This window comes from Veillonella sp. 20925_1_51 (assembly GCF_041431445.1).
Lineage (GTDB): Bacteria > Bacillota > Negativicutes > Veillonellales > Veillonellaceae > Veillonella > Veillonella nakazawae.
The window spans coordinates 1-16,044 of the sequence record NZ_JAPVXT010000002.1; the positions used below are offsets into that span (position 1 = coordinate 1).

16 protein-coding genes are annotated in these 16,044 nt (G+C 38.6%); all 16 read right to left on the reverse strand.

Annotation, left to right across the window (positions count from 1 at the left end):
* The coding region (locus tag O3607_RS02500) for an aminotransferase class I/II-fold pyridoxal phosphate-dependent enzyme (RefSeq protein ID WP_371443259.1) at nt 1-1,243 on the reverse strand (1,243 nt) is incomplete at its 3' end.
* A 243-nt stretch (nt 1,244-1,486) separates the two neighbouring features.
* Complete coding sequence (locus tag O3607_RS02505; RefSeq protein ID WP_371443260.1) at nt 1,487-2,056, reverse strand: porin family protein; 570 nt, start codon at nt 2,054-2,056, stop codon at nt 1,487-1,489.
* An 81-nt stretch (nt 2,057-2,137) separates the two neighbouring features.
* Entirely contained in the window at nt 2,138-3,181 is a 1,044-nt protein-coding gene (gene ftsZ / locus O3607_RS02510) for a cell division protein FtsZ (protein ID WP_060924208.1), read from the reverse strand.
* A gap of 138 nt (nt 3,182-3,319) precedes the next feature.
* Entirely contained in the window at nt 3,320-3,664 is a 345-nt protein-coding gene (locus tag O3607_RS02515; protein WP_005386246.1) for a small basic family protein, read from the reverse strand.
* Complete coding sequence (locus O3607_RS02520; RefSeq protein ID WP_024065456.1) at nt 3,661-4,356, reverse strand: DUF881 domain-containing protein; 696 nt, start codon at nt 4,354-4,356, stop codon at nt 3,661-3,663. The genes O3607_RS02515 and O3607_RS02520 overlap by 4 nt, the downstream gene beginning before the upstream one ends.
* 23 nt (nt 4,357-4,379) lie before the next feature.
* Nucleotides 4,380-5,237 (reverse strand): cell division protein FtsQ/DivIB, encoded by an 858-nt coding sequence (locus tag O3607_RS02525; RefSeq protein ID WP_024065457.1) that lies wholly within the window; start codon nt 5,235-5,237, stop codon nt 4,380-4,382.
* 27 nt (nt 5,238-5,264) lie between these two features.
* The gene (locus O3607_RS02530; RefSeq protein WP_060924207.1) at nt 5,265-6,197 is read right to left on the reverse strand and encodes a D-alanine--D-alanine ligase; all 933 of its coding nucleotides are present in this window, start codon (nt 6,195-6,197) and stop codon (nt 5,265-5,267) included.
* Complete coding sequence (gene murC / locus O3607_RS02535) at nt 6,194-7,576, reverse strand: UDP-N-acetylmuramate--L-alanine ligase (protein ID WP_178884779.1); 1,383 nt, start codon at nt 7,574-7,576, stop codon at nt 6,194-6,196. The genes O3607_RS02530 and murC overlap by 4 nt, the downstream gene beginning before the upstream one ends.
* Nucleotides 7,577-7,590: 14 nt before the next feature.
* Nucleotides 7,591-8,700, reverse strand: coding sequence for an undecaprenyldiphospho-muramoylpentapeptide beta-N-acetylglucosaminyltransferase (gene murG, locus O3607_RS02540; RefSeq protein ID WP_060924205.1), 1,110 nt, complete (start codon nt 8,698-8,700; stop codon nt 7,591-7,593).
* Nucleotides 8,700-10,070, reverse strand: coding sequence for a UDP-N-acetylmuramoyl-L-alanine--D-glutamate ligase (gene murD / locus O3607_RS02545; RefSeq protein WP_060924204.1), 1,371 nt, complete (start codon nt 10,068-10,070; stop codon nt 8,700-8,702). The genes murG and murD overlap by 1 nt, the downstream gene beginning before the upstream one ends.
* Before the next feature lie 84 nt (nt 10,071-10,154).
* The gene (mraY, locus tag O3607_RS02550; RefSeq protein ID WP_024065462.1) at nt 10,155-11,141 is read right to left on the reverse strand and encodes a phospho-N-acetylmuramoyl-pentapeptide-transferase; all 987 of its coding nucleotides are present in this window, start codon (nt 11,139-11,141) and stop codon (nt 10,155-10,157) included.
* A gap of 58 nt (nt 11,142-11,199) precedes the next feature.
* Nucleotides 11,200-12,558: a UDP-N-acetylmuramoyl-tripeptide--D-alanyl-D-alanine ligase gene (murF, locus tag O3607_RS02555; RefSeq protein WP_024065463.1), complete on the reverse strand. Its 1,359-nt coding sequence runs from the start codon at nt 12,556-12,558 to the stop codon at nt 11,200-11,202.
* Nucleotide 12,559: 1 nt separating this feature from the next.
* Nucleotides 12,560-14,044 (reverse strand): UDP-N-acetylmuramoyl-L-alanyl-D-glutamate--2,6-diaminopimelate ligase, encoded by a 1,485-nt coding sequence (locus O3607_RS02560; RefSeq protein WP_178884778.1) that lies wholly within the window; start codon nt 14,042-14,044, stop codon nt 12,560-12,562.
* Nucleotides 14,045-14,099: 55 nt separating this feature from the next.
* Entirely contained in the window at nt 14,100-14,504 is a 405-nt protein-coding gene (ftsL, locus tag O3607_RS02565; RefSeq protein WP_060924202.1) for a cell division protein FtsL, read from the reverse strand.
* A 21-nt stretch (nt 14,505-14,525) separates the two neighbouring features.
* Nucleotides 14,526-15,458 (reverse strand): 16S rRNA (cytosine(1402)-N(4))-methyltransferase RsmH, encoded by a 933-nt coding sequence (gene rsmH / locus O3607_RS02570; RefSeq protein ID WP_060924201.1) that lies wholly within the window; start codon nt 15,456-15,458, stop codon nt 14,526-14,528.
* A 9-nt stretch (nt 15,459-15,467) separates the two neighbouring features.
* On the reverse strand, nt 15,468-15,899 hold the full coding sequence (mraZ, locus tag O3607_RS02575) for a division/cell wall cluster transcriptional repressor MraZ (protein ID WP_060924200.1): 432 nt from the start codon (nt 15,897-15,899) through the stop codon (nt 15,468-15,470).
* Between the last annotated feature and the right edge of the window lie 145 nt (nt 15,900-16,044).

Consider the following 16,044-nt stretch of genomic DNA (forward strand, 5'->3'; position numbering starts at 1 on the left):
ATTTGCCGAGTCGTTTCATAGCATTATAAATTTTTTCAGCTAGTCCTGTCATTTGGAATTTAGGAATACCACAAGCAGCTATGCGAATACCGTTAGCTAAAGCGATAACATAGATATGTTCTTTTTTCAACTCTTCACAGATAGCATTAGCAGAATCTGTAGGAATCGTAATAAAGAAACCACCGCGATATGGCAACATAGGAAGACCAACTCGTGCTGCTTCTTGTTTAAATATATCAGCACGATCGCGAATCAATTGATAATAGCAATTACGTTCATCTTCATAAGCTTTAAACTTAGCTGGATCAGCTACAATATTTGCCATTGTACGCATTGCAGGCCGGCATATATTAGACCATGTAGCACGGCTTGTAGATTTGTTGATTTCTAAGAATTCATCAGCAATTTCTTCATCATCAGAAATACCAATCAAGGCACCTACACGTTGTCCATACATAGTGAAGCCTTTAGACAAGCTATAGCAAACACATGTAAGGATTTCTTTTGGCAAATGACTGAATTTACTAAAGAATGCACGAACCTCTTCTTTTTCACCAGAATAATCAAGGTATGCAACATCAATGCCAATGATTACATTATTACGGCCTATAGCAACGAGTTCTTTCAAGAAGTTAAGGATAGATTCCCAATCTTTGTCCTCTATAGAGTAACCTGTTGGGTTATTACCAGGTGTATTAAACAAAATTACGACATTTGTTTGTTTTGCAGCTAATTCATTTACACGATTTTGGAACGCTTCATGGTTAAAGTTATTATGTTCATCAAATAAAGAATAGGTAACAAGTGTACGACCTACATCGCTACAAAGTATACGATAGGCACCCCAGTACCAATCAGCAGTCAACACCTCATCACCAGGTTCTGTATAGTTATGAACTAAGTGATGAATACCGCCTGTACCACCTGTAGTAGCAATACTACGGATATGACCTTCTGGACGAGATTGTCCAAAGCATTCCGCCTCTGCAGCAGCAAGGAACTCAGGTACACCTGCAATCGGAGCATAACCAACATATTCAGAATCTGGAAGACTTAAATATTCGTCCTTAACGGTTTTAAGGAATACTAATTTACCATCCTCATCATAAATCGCACCTAATGTACCATTAACAACGTTCTCGCGACCATTTTCTTTAGCATCAGCTTGGGCTTGGCCAGCAGTTACAAAGATTACATCTTTAAGTTTTTTCCCTTTTGCATGCTTTGCAGCAACACTTGTCATAACTTGCACCATCCTATCTAAAATGAATTATTACATATTTATCATACCTAAACTTATTTAATTATACAATGAGTATTTAAAAATATATTGTATACATAAGAAAAAATACTAATTACAATCTGAATTATAAAAAAGCTAAGGTATATAGGATATATACAATATCCTATATAAAATATTTTTATAAATCATATGCTAGTATTTATAAACAAAAAAGACCACTCATTAGAGTGGTCTTTGATATCCTTAGAAGGAGTAGCCTACACCAGCGTGTAAACCTTTTGCAGTTTTATCGTTGCTATTTACGCTATATTTATCATAGCCATAGTATACGTTCAAGTCTACATCAGGGCGAACTTCATATTGAGCACCTACTTGGTAAGTTTGTTTAATATCGTTACCCCAACCAGCTTTAGCAAAGCCGTTTACTTTTTCTATCAATGGCACATGACCAATAACACCAGCTTGGAAACCTAATTCTGTATCATTTGTACGAATTGCAGTACCAGCACCATATACGTTTACGTTTGGATGCACTTTATAAACTAATGCTAATTGATGATCTTTAATGTCGCCATTTTTTGCATTCAATTTATCATAAGAATATTGAACAGCAGTTTTATTAGAAAGATCGTGTTGCAAAGAAACCCCGAAACCGTCGTTACTATTGCCGCCACCTTTAGATACATGTTGTTTAAATGCATAATCAGCTTGTACTTTAGTGGAACCGTCGCTAATTTTTGTTACAGGTGCCGCTGCAAATGCACTACCTGCCACAACTGTAGCTGCTAGAGTTAATAATACTAATTTCTTCATTTGTACCTCCTATACACATATCTCAAGATATGTCTTACTAAGTTACTTATTTACGAATGTTTTGATTATACACTCTATAAATTAACGTTTCATGAATACAGGGATATCTGGGATACCGCTGTTAGTTGTTGTTGTAGTGGCTGCTGGACGAGATGTAGTAGTTGTTTTACCGAATTCTGGTACGCTTTTAGCGTTATTGCCAAAACCAGTTGCTACAACAGTAACTTGAACTTTATCGCCCAAGCTTTCATCGATAACAGAACCGAAGATGATATTTGCATCAGGGTCTGCTGCATCAGAAATAATTTGAGCAGCTTCGTTTACTTCAAAAATACCCAATTCGGAGCTACCAGAAATATTAAGCAAGATGCCTTTTGCACCATCGATGGAAGTTTCCAATAATGGGCTATTGATAGCCATTTTTGCAGCGTCTGCAGCACGGTTTTCACCTGTACCTTCACCAATACCCATCAAAGCTTCGCCTTGATTAGTCATGATAGTTTTAACGTCTGCAAAGTCAAGATTGATTAAACCAGGAATTTGGATCAAATCGGAAATACCTTTGATACCTTGACGAAGAACTTCATCAGCTTTGCTGAATGCATCAGATACGGAACATTTTTTATCTACAACTTGTAACAATTTGTCATTAGGAATAACAATAATTGTATCAACTTTTTGAGTCAAGAACTCAATGCCTTTTTCTGCCGCAGCACGACGACGTTTGCCTTCGAATGCGAAAGGTTTAGTTACAACGCCAACTGTTAATGCACCAACTTCTTTAGCACATTCAGCTACGATTGGAGCAGCACCAGTACCAGTACCACCGCCCATACCAGCAGTTACGAATACCATATCAGCACCTTCAAGAGCTTTAGTAATTTCTTCACGGCTTTCTTGAGCTGCTTCTTCACCGATTTGTGGGTTAGCACCAGCACCAAGGCCTTTAGTAACTTTTTCACCGATTTGAATTGTTACATCCGCTTTAGACAATTCAAGCACTTGGTTTTCTGTATTAACGGCTAAAAATTGAACACCTTTAATTTGGTTATCAACCATACGATTAACAGCGTTATTACCGCCGCCACCAACACCGATAACTTTAATATTTGCAAAATCAGACATTGAACTTCCTCCTCTTATCGTTATCTATTGTATCAATATACGTCCCAATGTATCGATTTATATACTGACTATCTTATAACAATTACATTTATTTTACACTAAAATTTAAAAACTTTCCACTATATAGAATGTGATTTATTAGAACCGCTTAGTCATAATTATTTTGCGTATAGCGCCTACATTAATAAATACACGTAACCCAAATCCAATAAGGGCCACATAATATAGGTTAATGCCTATTAAATCACCAACATATACAAGAATAACAGCTAATACCATATTTGAAAAGAACCCAATGACAAAGTTACTAAGATCAAATGTTCTTTCCAATGCTGCTCGACTGCCACCAAATACTGCATCTAAAGCTGCTAGAACAGCTACCGAAGTATAATTCGAATAACTAGCGGGGATATGAAGTGGTGCTATCCATCCTAGGATAGCCCCTATAATTAGGCCAATGATGGCAAAGATATAGATATTCATTCTTTACCTCCTAACTCATTAGGCTTCATATGTTCTTCTCTAAAAGTACCTGTGAAAGCAGGAATCGCTACATCCTCTTCTTGCTTTATAGTTACCTTTATTCCCCAATGTTTAAGTGAATCTACTACACCACCGCGCATAGTTAGCGCAGAATTTAATGTCTTTGGATCTCCAATAGCTTTCACCGTAAAGGGAGCTCCAAAGACCTTCCCATTTACAGTAATAGTCGGGCCTGAACATCGTATTTCAGACGTTCCTATGAGGCGTTGATCATTAATAGCTATCGCTTCAGCCCCACCAGCCCGTAATTCATTAACAATTCTTAGAATATCTTCATCATGAATTACATATAAATTGGGGTTTTCTCCACTTTGTACAGGCTTTAAGCTATCTTCAATCAACACACTAACGCCCGGCCCTTTAACATTAGTTAAAGCCGCTTTCATCATGAGCTGTTCATCAGCTTTACCACCGCCATTAGCGCCAGATTTTTTTAGTGACTCAATTTGCTTTAACAAAGCATCACGTTCACTCTGGGCCTCTCTCAATTGTACCGCTAAATCGCCAGTTCGTTGTAAGCGAATATTTTCTTCTATATTATCTTGAGTCATCTTATATTGGGTAACAACCATGAACCCTAATATACAGCTGACTATGGCAATTGCCCACCGTTCGTGTCTCACGACAATCATCTACCTTTATATTCAACATGACCTTATCTATCTTGTTTTTTATCATCCTTCTTAGTAGATGAATTTTCTGTAGTCGGTGCTCCATTCTGATGCTTTTTAACTTCTGGCATCACATCGGTTTTAATGTACGGTGATGAAACATTAACATCTATATACTGTACATTACCATGTGTCTTTTTAATATCTTGTAACATCGACTGAGTTAGCTCTGCTTTTTTAGCTAAGTCTTTGCCATCCCCCAGTCGAATCTGTACACCTGAAACAGTATATGCCATTATCGCATCAGGATCTCCAATATTAACCTCTGCAATATTCTTGAATGTCTCCTCATCGAGTGAGTTCAAATATTCAAGAGCCGCCAATATCGGTTTATCTACTACTGTATCACCTAATAGTATATTTCCAGCTTTCACACCAGAAATCATAGGAACAGATGTGTCTTGTATAGCTGGCTCAGATGCGATCACTTGTCCCTTACTATCAAGGGTTAAGTATCCAAACTGAGCCGGTACAACTGCAACTGCCTTGCGTTCTACTACATTTACCACCATTGTCAGTGGCAACTGATAGCTAATTTGAGCCTCTTCGACACGTAAATCTTTCGATAATCTAGTTTTTAATTTTTCTGTACTAATCTGCAATATATTAACAGGTTCATGAATATCACCAGCTACCATTACATCTTGTACAGTTACCTTATCCGATCCAGTAACTTTTAAAGATCCAAAAGGAATAGGTAGTGTAAACAACCCCACCAACACGAGAGTAACTGCACCACCGATTTTTAACACTCGTTTTCTAAATACAGCCCGTTCATCACGAACAGGTGTAGAAGACTGCATCTCCCCAGAGTTGGATGGATGGTTTTGCTTATCATCCATAGTTAACTCCTTATCTTCTATTAGCCCTTAAAATTTCCCTATACTAGCTGTTAATAGAATTCTTTCACATAATGTTGGGAAGTCAATTCCCATTTCTTTTGCTGCTTTTGGTACTAAAGATGTTGCTGTCATACCAGGCACAGTATTGTATTCAAGAACATACATATTATCTGCATGGTCTGTCATAACATCAACACGAATTACCCCACTGCCTTGTACTTCACGATACACAAGTTCCCCAATGCGTTGCATTTCAGCAGTCATTTCTGCACTAATAGGCGCTGGCACTAAATACTCAGTAGCACCTACAGTGTACTTACTCTTGTAATCATATTCACCAGAATGTGGACGAATTTCAATAACAGACAATGCTTTACCATCTAATACAGATACTGTAAATTCACGACCATCAAGAAATTGTTCTACCACAAGAATAGGGTCATATTTTAGAGCTTCCGTTACAGCCTCTTCTAACTGAGCTTCATCGCGAACAATAGTAACGCCAATGCTGGAGCCTTGCGTAGCAGACTTCACAACTACTGGAATTGTAAAATCCTTACGAATATGTTCAATAATAGCTTCTGCAGATTCAAGATTACCAGTAAAGGACTCGGATGCCGCAGTAGGAATATTGGCACCTTTAAATACATCTTTACTTACTTTTTTATTCATACCTACTGCATGAGCCATAATACCTGACCCAGTGTATGGAATTTCAGCCATTTCTAATAGGCCTTGCAACGCACCATCTTCGCCGTAACGACCATGAATTGCATTAAATACAACCTCGCCACCTAAGTCTTCAATATCTTTTAATACAGTGCGTGGATTTAGTTCTAAAGTTTGGGCATTATAACCTTTGCTTTCAAGTGCTTCTGCAATAGCAGCGCCAGTACGACGAGATACTTCAGCCTCTTTGGAAGGACCACCCATTAATACGATTATTTTTTTATCTTTCATTGTAAGCCTTCCTCCAATATAGCTAATAATTTTGGCCCATATTGATTAATAGAACCTGCACCCATGGTGATAACTAGATCATTAGGTCTTACTATTTTCGCTAATACCTCAGGCAAATCGTCAACAGATGGTACATAATTTACATCTTGACCTGTGGCCGTTTTAATAGCATTTGGAATCGTATTGCCATCAATACCAGGGATTGGATCTTCACCAGAGCTATAAATATCTGTCATATATACTTCATCAGCGCTTGTGAAAGCAGTAGCAAACTCATCCTTTAACAAGCTTGTGCGAGTAAAGCGATGTGGCTGGAATACACAGATAACACGATGCTTTTCCAACTCTTTTGCTGCTTTCAATGTTGCTTTAATTTCTGTAGGATGATGAGCATAGTCATCAACAACCCATACACCTGCTACGTGACCTTTTGTTTCGAAACGACGTTTTGCACCGATAAACTTACCTAAACCTTTTGTAATAATGCGCGTTTCTACACCACAGCAATCATGAGCAACAACAAAGGCAGCCAACGAATTCAATACATTATGTTCACCAGGAACTCGTAAGCGAATGCGCTCAACATTCACACCATTATGGTATACATCATATACCAAAGTAGAGTCTACATAGTGAATATTTTTAGCTACATAGTCATTATTATCACTTAAGCCATATGTAATGAAATTACGATTTACACGGCTCATAACATAACGAATATTCTCATTATCTCCACATACGATTGCTTTGCCAGATTCTGGTAAGGTTTCGACAAACTCACAAAATGCATTTAACAAATTATCCATTGTTTTGTAGTGATCCATGTGATCATCTTCAATGTTAGTAATAACAATAGTATGTGGGCGTAGTTTCAAGAAAGACCCATCACTTTCATCTGCTTCAACTACAGAGAAATGCCCCTTACCTAGACAACTACTACCTTTTAAATAATCTACTTCACCACCGATAATAACTGTTGGATCAGCTTCTGCTTCTACTAAAATTTGACCAATCATGGATGTAGTAGAAGTTTTACCATGAGCACCAGCTACTGCAATGCCATCTGTTACGTCTAACACAGCTTTTACAATATCGGAACGGTGTAAAATTGTAATACCTTGCTCTTTAGCAGCTACAATTTCAGGGTTATCTTCGCGAATAGCCGTAGAACGAACTACTGCATCAACGCCTTTTACATAATCTTTATTATGGCCAATATGAACTGTAGCGCCCATATTTCTGAACTTTTCAATAACTGCAGAATCAGCTACATCTGAACCAGATACGTCATAACCTTTTTGAATTAAAATATTCGCTATAGCACGCATGCCAGACCCACCTATACCAATAAGATGAATCTTATGAATACCGTCTAACATAAAACCTCTCCTTGTTACTTTGCAATAGATAATGCTAACTTTGCAATATCATGAGCCGCATTAGGTTTACCTAACTGCAACGCTCGTTCTCCCATTTGTGACAATAAATCACGATTGGCCATAAACATTTCAATTTCCCCTATCAAATCATGGGCACTTAACATTTGATCAACAATCATATGCGCTGCCCCTTCTTGAACAAAAATACGGGCATTATAGGTTTGATGATCTTCCGCTGCATATGGATATGGTACCAATACAGATGGAATACCTCGAACTGCTAGTTCAGCAAGACCGATAGCACCAGACCTAAAGACTGCTAAATCAGCTGCCGCCAATGCTTTTGGCATATCGTGTAAATATGGCAAGATCAAGGAGGAATCACCTAAACCATCACCATTGGTAATACCAAGCTGAGATAACACAGATTGATATTCCCCATCCCCTGTAATATGGATTAATTTAATTCCTTCTGTTCCTTGAAAATGCTTATGTACATCAATCATAGCATTATTGATGGTTCTCGCCCCACGAGAACCACCGGCTATAAGAACAGTGAACGTGTCATCACTTAAATTAAAATAATTACGTCCATCTTCCCTAGTATCAACTAATACATCAGGACGTACTGGATTACCAGTATATACTACGCGTTTTGCCTTTGAAAAAGATGATTCTGCATCCTTGTAACCCATAGCGACTACATCAACAAAACGGCTTAGAATTTTATTTGTAATGCCTGCAATGACATTTTGTTCCTGTATCAACGTTGGAATATTGCGCAATGCTGCGGCCATAAGAATAGGACCACAAACATAACCGCCCGTACCAATAACTACATCAGGCTTAAAGTTGGAAATGATTGTATTAGCTTTCACAAGAGAAAAAGCAGTCTTGCCTAACGTCACCAACGTACCAAAAGATAATTTACGTTGCAAACCTTGTACAGGTAATGTAGTAAATTCAATGCCTTCTTTAGGCACTAAGGTAGCCTCTAAGCCCCTTTCCGTTCCTACATATAAAACCTGTGCATCAGGGTTCTGTTTCATAATTTCCTTATATATAGTTATTGCTGGGTATATATGTCCACCAGTGCCACCACCTGAAATAATGATACGTTTCATTAATGGTGTCTCCCTTCTTGCAACATATGAACACAGTTTTTAAAATCATCGCCACGTTCTTCAAAACAGCTATACCAATCAAAACTTGAACAAGCTGGCGATAATAATACAATATCACCTTGGACAGCCAATTTATAACCCTGTTCTACAGCATCTTTCATAGATGAAGCTCTATAAATAGGCTGAACACCAGCCTCTTTTGCAGCAGCTTCAAATCGATCCGCCGCTTCCCCCATAAAGATAACAGCTTTTGTGTGATGTTTAACAAGCTGCATAAAGTCTTCTAACGGAGTCATTTTATCATGACCACCAGCTAATAAAATAACGGATTGATCAAAGGATTCCAATGCTTTTACAACAGAGTCAACATTAGTAGCTTTAGAATCATTATAGAATGTAATTCCATCAAGAGTTTTAACTCGTTCTAATCGGTGTTCAACACCATGGAACTCGCTTATAATACGATGAATAGTTTCTATCGGCACACTTAACGCATAAGCTAAAGCGATAACAGTTAAAATATTTTCAATATTATGGCTACCTGGAATGTGGATATCAGCACTACCAATAACAGGTGTTGCTATACCATTCTTTGTTACATAACATTGTCCTTTATCATAGTAAGCACCATTTGAAACCACTTGATGTTGACTAATTTCAAGGATATGGCTAGGTGCACGATGTTTCATGTCTGCTACAATAGGATCATCAATATTAAGCACCATAAAATCTGTACTCAATTGATTTTCAAAGATGCGTTCCTTCGCAGCAATATAATTTTCCATTGTCTTATGACGAGCTAAATGATCTGGTGTAATGTTGAGCATAATAGCACCAATCGGTCTAAAATGCTTAATTGTTTCTAATTGATAGCTAGATAACTCAGCTACCAAAAAACCATCTGCTGGCATGGAATAAGCTACTTCACTAAGAGAATCGCCGATATTACCACCAACGCGAACTGGCTTTCCAGTTCCTTCCAATACCTTAGTTAATAATGTTGTAGTAGTGGTCTTACCATTTGTACCTGTAACGGCTACAATTGGCGATTTAGATAACTCATAAGCTACTTCTACTTCACTAACCACATCAATACCACGAGCTTGAGCGGCTTTTACAATGGGAATATCTAGAGAAATACCTGGAGAAATAACAATGCGATCCACGCCATCAAGCAAGGATTCATCTTGTCTACCGGTAATAATATCTACACCTGCTGATACAAGTCTTTTTTCCTCATCTGCAGGCAGTGTAACAGGCTTATAATCATTTAACACTACATGGGCCCCAACTTGAGCTAATACCCAAGATGCGCCTATACCGCTGGCACCAGCGCCAAGAACAAGTATATGTTTATCTCCGTATTCCATCTATATCACCTAAATTATCAACAAAAATAATGTATTCCTATCTTATAAGCATACCATTATTTGCGTGTTCCGTTAAGTATTATCTTACAAAGTTATAGTCGCTAAAACGACACCAATAACAGCTAATACAGCACCACCAAACCAGAAGCGATTAACAACAGTTTGCTCAGCCCAACCAGATAACTCAAAATGATGGTGAATTGGGCTCATTTTAAATACGCGTACACCACGAGTTTTAAAGGATATAACTTGAATAATAACGGACAATGCTTCCATAACAAAAATGCCACCAATTACAACGAGTAGCAATTCTGTTTTAGTCAAAATTGCCATAGCCGCAAAAGCACCACCTAAAGCTAAGGATCCAGTATCCCCCATGAACACCTTCGCAGGGTTTACATTGTATACCAAGAAACCAAGGCAAACAGCGGCTACAATAGCGCCAAAGTAAGCAACGCTTTCAGCACCAATAGAATTTGTTGTAGATGCAGCCATAAGACCAATCACGGAGAAAGCAATCGCAGCTACAGCAGAGGTACCACTAGCTAATCCATCAAGACCATCTGTAAGGTTTACTGCGTTCGTAGCACCTACGATAATTAAAAACGCCAAAACATAATAAGCCCAACCTAATTGAAGATGTATATCTGCTACAGGAATCCACAATGTGGTAGGAATAACCATAATTTCAGTAATACAGTAACAGAATATGGCCGCCAAAATAAATTGACCTAGCAATTTTTGCTTAGCTGTTAAGCCAAGATTACGTTTTTTAACGGCTTTTACAAAATCATCAAAAAAGCCCAATAAACAATGACCCAATGTTAAAAACAATAACATGCCTGTACCTACATTCCATGGTGCGAAAATAGCAACACCAAGAACAAGGGCGATCATCATGAAGGCACCACCCATTGTTGGCGTACCCGCTTTCGCCTGATGACTTTCTGGACCTTCTTCACGAATACTTTGTTGTGCGTGTAAAGAACGCAACATAGGAATAGCAATTTTACCTAGCACTACTGTAATGATAAAGGTCACTACAAAGGCTAATAGAATATGATATATCATATGAACCCTCTACTCATTAATAAACAGATGACGGCTAGATATAACTAGCCGTAACCATTTATTCTCGATCTTTTAATTCTTCAACAACCCGTTCCATTCGCAAGCCTCGGGAACCTTTGACAAGGATAACATCCCCTTTTTCACGAATATCGCTATAGGCATTAGCCATTTCCAAATGGCTATTACAACGGAATGCAGTTAAACCTGCTTTTTTTGCTTCCTTAGCGATGAAGGCCGCAGCATCACCAAATGTGAATACTACACTATAGCCTTCTTCAGCAAGCAATTGACCAATTTCACGATGCGCCTGTTCAGTATAATCACCAAGCTCAAGCATATCACCAAGCATAGCGATTTTACGTTTACCTTCTAGTTGACCTAATGCTTTAATCGCTTCAGCCATAGAGGAAGGATTTGCATTATATGCATCATTTAAGATAACAATATCTTCAAATGGTACGATTTCTTGGCGCATAGGAGTGCCAGTAAACTCGCTTAAGCCTTTACGAATGGTGTTGGATTTAATCCCCAAAACACGACCAGCTACAATTGCTGCCAATGCATCATATACATTGTGTTCACCAATCATAGGTAAGAAGATATCGAAGACTTCGTCATAACATTTGCAAGTAAACTTAATACCGTCTTTTTTATAACGCAAATGGCTACCAATACAAGTAGCGTTGCGTTCAATACCATAGGTAATAGTTTTACCCTTAGCAAGGCTATCCATAGCCTTAACATATGGATCATCTTCATTGAGAATAGCCACACTATTTTCAGGCAAACAACGAATTAATTCACCTTTAGCTTGTGCAATGGCTTCACGAGAGCCTAACAACTCAATATGGCTAGTACCAACATTGGTAATAATGCCCATAGTTGGTTCCGCAATCAATGCAAGCTCTTCAATTTGACCAAGGCCACGCATGCCCATCTCTACGACACATGCTTGATGTTCTGCAGTTAAGCGCAACAATGTTTTTGGCAAACCAATTTCATTATTAAAGTTTTTTTCAGTTTTCAAAACATTAAATTCTGTACCAAGTACAGCGGCCACCATTTCCTTTGTCGTAGTTTTACCAGAGGAACCAGTAATAGCTACTACAGGAATATCGAAACGGCGACGATGGTAACGTGCCAAGTTTTGGTATGCTACCAAGGTATTTTCTACCTCAATACAAACAATACCTTCTACGGCACGACCTTTTTCTACGATTGCACCTGTAGCACCCTTTTCAATGGCCGTGTTGATGAAATCATGACCATCAAAGGTATCACCTTTTAAGGCTACAAATAAAAATCCTGATTCAATCGTTCTTGTATCAGTAGATACATCTAAGAACTTAATATTGTCGGTATGTGTACTCGTCCCTTCTGTGGCTTCTACCACTTGAGACAATGTAAATTCTGCCATATTAGATCTCCTTGAGGGCTGCTCGCGCCTCTTCACGATCATCAAAATGAATCGTTTTATCCTTTAAGATTTGGTAATCCTCATGCCCCTTACCTGCAATCAGTACAATATCCCCAGGTTTTGCATTTTGTATTGCATGTTGAATCGCTTCCCGACGATCAACAATAACTTCATAATGAGAGCCTTCACGAAGGCCTTCTTTAACGCCTGCTTCAACATCTTTTACAATTTGTACAGGATCCTCTGTACGTGGATTGTCAGACGTTACATACACAACATCACCATATTGTGCAGCAATACGGCCCATGATAGGTCGTTTTGTCGCATCTCGGTCACCACCACAACCAAAGACTACAATAATGCGATTTTCTTGAATAGCCTTTGCAGTTTGTAGAATATTTTCTAGCCCATCTGGTGTATGTGCATAATCTACAACCACAGCAAATGGTTGACCTTCTTCAATGAGCTCAAAACGGCCAGGCACAGCGCTAAATGTTTTCAATGCTTTATCTATATCTTCCATAGATATGCCTTCTAATAGACAAGCACCAATAGCAGCCAAAGTATTATATACATTAAATAAACCTGTGGTATTCATAGCTACTGTATAGTCATAGCCATCATAAGAGACAGTGTAACGGCTAGACTTAGGTGTCATTTCTACATCATGAGCATTCAACGTACCTTTACCATCAATACTGTAAGTAATGATAGGTGCTGTTGTTTTCTCAATTACACGATGACCATATTCGTCATCGATATTAATGATAGCCCCTTTACCAGATTTAGTTTGATTAGGTGCGCTAACTTGTTCAAATAATTTACACTTAGCTGCCAAATAATTTTCAAAGGTCTTGTGAAAGTCCAAATGATCTTGTGTTAAGTTTGTAAATACCGCTGTATCATATTCAACACCAGAAACTCGCCCCAATGCCAATGCGTGTGAAGAAACCTCCATTACGCAATGTGTAACACCTTCCTCTACCATTTGATGAAGAATATGTTGCAAATCCACTACATCAGGTGTCGTATTATGAATTGGATATGTTGTATCACCAATCATAATATGAACAGTACCAATAACGCCCACTTTATGACCTTGAGCTTTCAAAATATGGCGAATCATATGCGTTGTAGTCGTTTTACCATTCGTACCAGTAACGCCAATCATGCGCATGGAATTTGCTGGATAATCAAAGAAATATGGCACACATGCCATCATAGCTTTACGAGTGTCCTCTACAGTGATAACACAAACATCACCACTTACCTCTACTGGTTTAGATACAAGTACTGCTACTGCACCAGCTTCAACAGCTTTATTTACATAATTATGACCATCTACAGTGGCACCATCTAAAGCAATAAATAAACTGCCTACTTTTACAGCACGAGAATCAGCTGTAATATCTAATACTTTAACAGCTGTATTACCTTCTACATGCGTTGTTTGCAAGGTTTTTACTATATCTTGTAATTGTTTCATATACAATCTCCTTTACACGCAAAGGAAAGCAGCCCAATACGAGCTGCTTTGCCTGCTAGTCTATAATTTGCTGTTTCTCTTGTACAGTGCGTTCAGTAACAGCGCTTTTTGTGCTATAAACAAAAGAATCAGGCAAAACCATCCCTAGTTGTTGTTCTGCGATTTGTTGGATACGAACGGGCGACTTTAAGGAAGCCACTTCAACATCCAAAGCATCATTATCTTTTGTTAATTGTACTACAGCTTGCTGTGTTTTAACTACTTCGTAGCCTAATTTTGTGCTGTACGCATTCATAACCATCATAATAAGCAAAAATGCAACTAATGCAGCAATACCATATACAACTTGCCACATCATAGGACTCAAATCTAAAGCCACACTTGCACTACGTTTTCTCCCTTGTGAAGCGACCAACACATCGCTTTTTACTTGGCCCACAACAGCCTTTCTCGCTAACATAAACACTAACCCCTTCCAATTCTACAACTTGACGGCTACGCGCAACTTCGCGCTTCTAGCCCTCGGATTAACCTCAATCTCCCCTGCACTTGGCTCTATAGCCTTATTCTTCGCCTTCACAACAGCTTTGTGGTTACATACACACATCGGTAGTTCTGGAGGACATATACATGCTGTACTCAACTCTTTGAAAGTTTGTTTTGTAATTCGATCTTCCAAGGAGTGAAATGTGATAACCCCAATTTTCCCCTTTGGTTTCAACATGGATACAGCATCTACAAAACTATCATGCAAGATAGCTAATTCTCTATTTACTTCAATGCGAATGGCTTGGAACGTCCGTTTTGCCGGATGCGGTCCATCTTGACGCGCCTTCGCAGGTATTGCTTGTTTAATAATTCTAACTAACTCACCAGTAGTGGTTATTCGTTTTTCTTGACGTGCATTAACGATGAATTCAACAATCCGCTTAGCCCATCGTTCTTCACCATAGTCACGGATAATTTGCAATAGTGCTTCAGCATCATATTCATTAACAACTTCCTCTGCTGTTAATGGTGCTTCCTTATCCATCCGCATATCAAGTGGACCATCATTCATATATGAAAAGCCACGTTCTGGTGTATCTAATTGATAACTTGATACGCCAAGATCAAAGATAAAACCATCTACTTCATAGATGCCCTCATTTTGAAGGGCTTCCTTTAAGTCAGAAAAGTTTGTCGGTATCGTTAACACCTGACACTTTAAATCAGATAGACGCTGTCGAGCTACGCTCAATGCATCTTCATCTTGATCTAAACCGATTATCATGCCTTCTGGGTCAAGCATTTCGCCCACTGCGTGCGCATGTCCTGCCCCACCAAGGGTACAGTCCACATAAATGCCTTTTGGATTAGTTACGACGGAGTCCACCGTTTCGCGTAAAAGTACGCTGGTATGATTAAATTCCATCATAGCCTCCTATAACATAATCCCTTCAAGCCCTTCGACTAATTCTTCCATACTTTCAGCCACTTGATCATCATAGTAATCATATTTTTCGCGGCTCCAAATTTCAACGTGATCCCCAGCACCGACAATAACGGCCTGTTTATCAAGGCTCGCATATTCACGTAGTGGTACAGGAATGAGGACACGACCTTGTTTATCATACTCAAGCTCAGCAGCACTACCAAAAACAAAACGTTTTAAGGCACGTACGCTAGCTTTAGTGGAGGATTGTGATTGTAAAGCTGTAGAAATTTTCTTCCACGCTTCTTCGGTGTAAATAGCTAAGCAGTTATCTAGGCCCTTAGTCACAATGCATACTTCGCCTAGTTGTTCACGTATTTTCGCGGGTATAATCATCCGCCCTTTTGTATCAATGGTGTGATTATATTCTCCCATGAACATACGTATCACCGCCCTTTACTATTCCTTATCCACCACTATATGGTAAATTCTACCACAATTCCCCACCATTCACAATAAAAAATCCATTTTTATCCCACTTTTTTATATTTTTCTTTCATAATCTCTATTTTTCTCGTTTTTTCTT

Excerpts from the sequence above, each read along its gene's own strand:
- murG (WP_060924205.1), bottom strand. The coding sequence starts at position 8,700 with ATGAAACGTATCATTATTTCAGGTGGTGGCACTGGTGGACATATATAC.
- murC (WP_178884779.1), bottom strand. The coding sequence starts at position 7,576 with ATGTTAGACGGTATTCATAAGATTCATCTTATTGGTATAGGTGGGTCT.
- murD (WP_060924204.1), bottom strand. The coding sequence starts at position 10,070 with ATGGAATACGGAGATAAACATATACTTGTTCTTGGCGCTGGTGCCAGC.
- ftsL (WP_060924202.1), bottom strand. The coding sequence starts at position 14,504 with ATGTTAGCGAGAAAGGCTGTTGTGGGCCAAGTAAAAAGCGATGTGTTG.
- O3607_RS02530 (WP_060924207.1), bottom strand. The coding sequence starts at position 6,197 with ATGAAAGATAAAAAAATAATCGTATTAATGGGTGGTCCTTCCAAAGAG.
- murF (WP_024065463.1), bottom strand. The coding sequence starts at position 12,558 with ATGGCAGAATTTACATTGTCTCAAGTGGTAGAAGCCACAGAAGGGACG.
- O3607_RS02505 (WP_371443260.1), bottom strand. The coding sequence starts at position 2,056 with ATGAAGAAATTAGTATTATTAACTCTAGCAGCTACAGTTGTGGCAGGT.
- O3607_RS02560 (WP_178884778.1), bottom strand. The coding sequence starts at position 14,044 with ATGAAACAATTACAAGATATAGTAAAAACCTTGCAAACAACGCATGTA.
- O3607_RS02520 (WP_024065456.1), bottom strand. The coding sequence starts at position 4,356 with ATGATTGTCGTGAGACACGAACGGTGGGCAATTGCCATAGTCAGCTGT.
- mraY (WP_024065462.1), bottom strand. The coding sequence starts at position 11,141 with ATGATATATCATATTCTATTAGCCTTTGTAGTGACCTTTATCATTACA.
- O3607_RS02515 (WP_005386246.1), bottom strand. The coding sequence starts at position 3,664 with ATGAATATCTATATCTTTGCCATCATTGGCCTAATTATAGGGGCTATC.
- O3607_RS02525 (WP_024065457.1), bottom strand. The coding sequence starts at position 5,237 with ATGGATGATAAGCAAAACCATCCATCCAACTCTGGGGAGATGCAGTCT.
- ftsZ (WP_060924208.1), bottom strand. The coding sequence starts at position 3,181 with ATGTCTGATTTTGCAAATATTAAAGTTATCGGTGTTGGTGGCGGCGGT.
- rsmH (WP_060924201.1), bottom strand. The coding sequence starts at position 15,458 with ATGGAATTTAATCATACCAGCGTACTTTTACGCGAAACGGTGGACTCC.
- mraZ (WP_060924200.1), bottom strand. The coding sequence starts at position 15,899 with ATGTTCATGGGAGAATATAATCACACCATTGATACAAAAGGGCGGATG.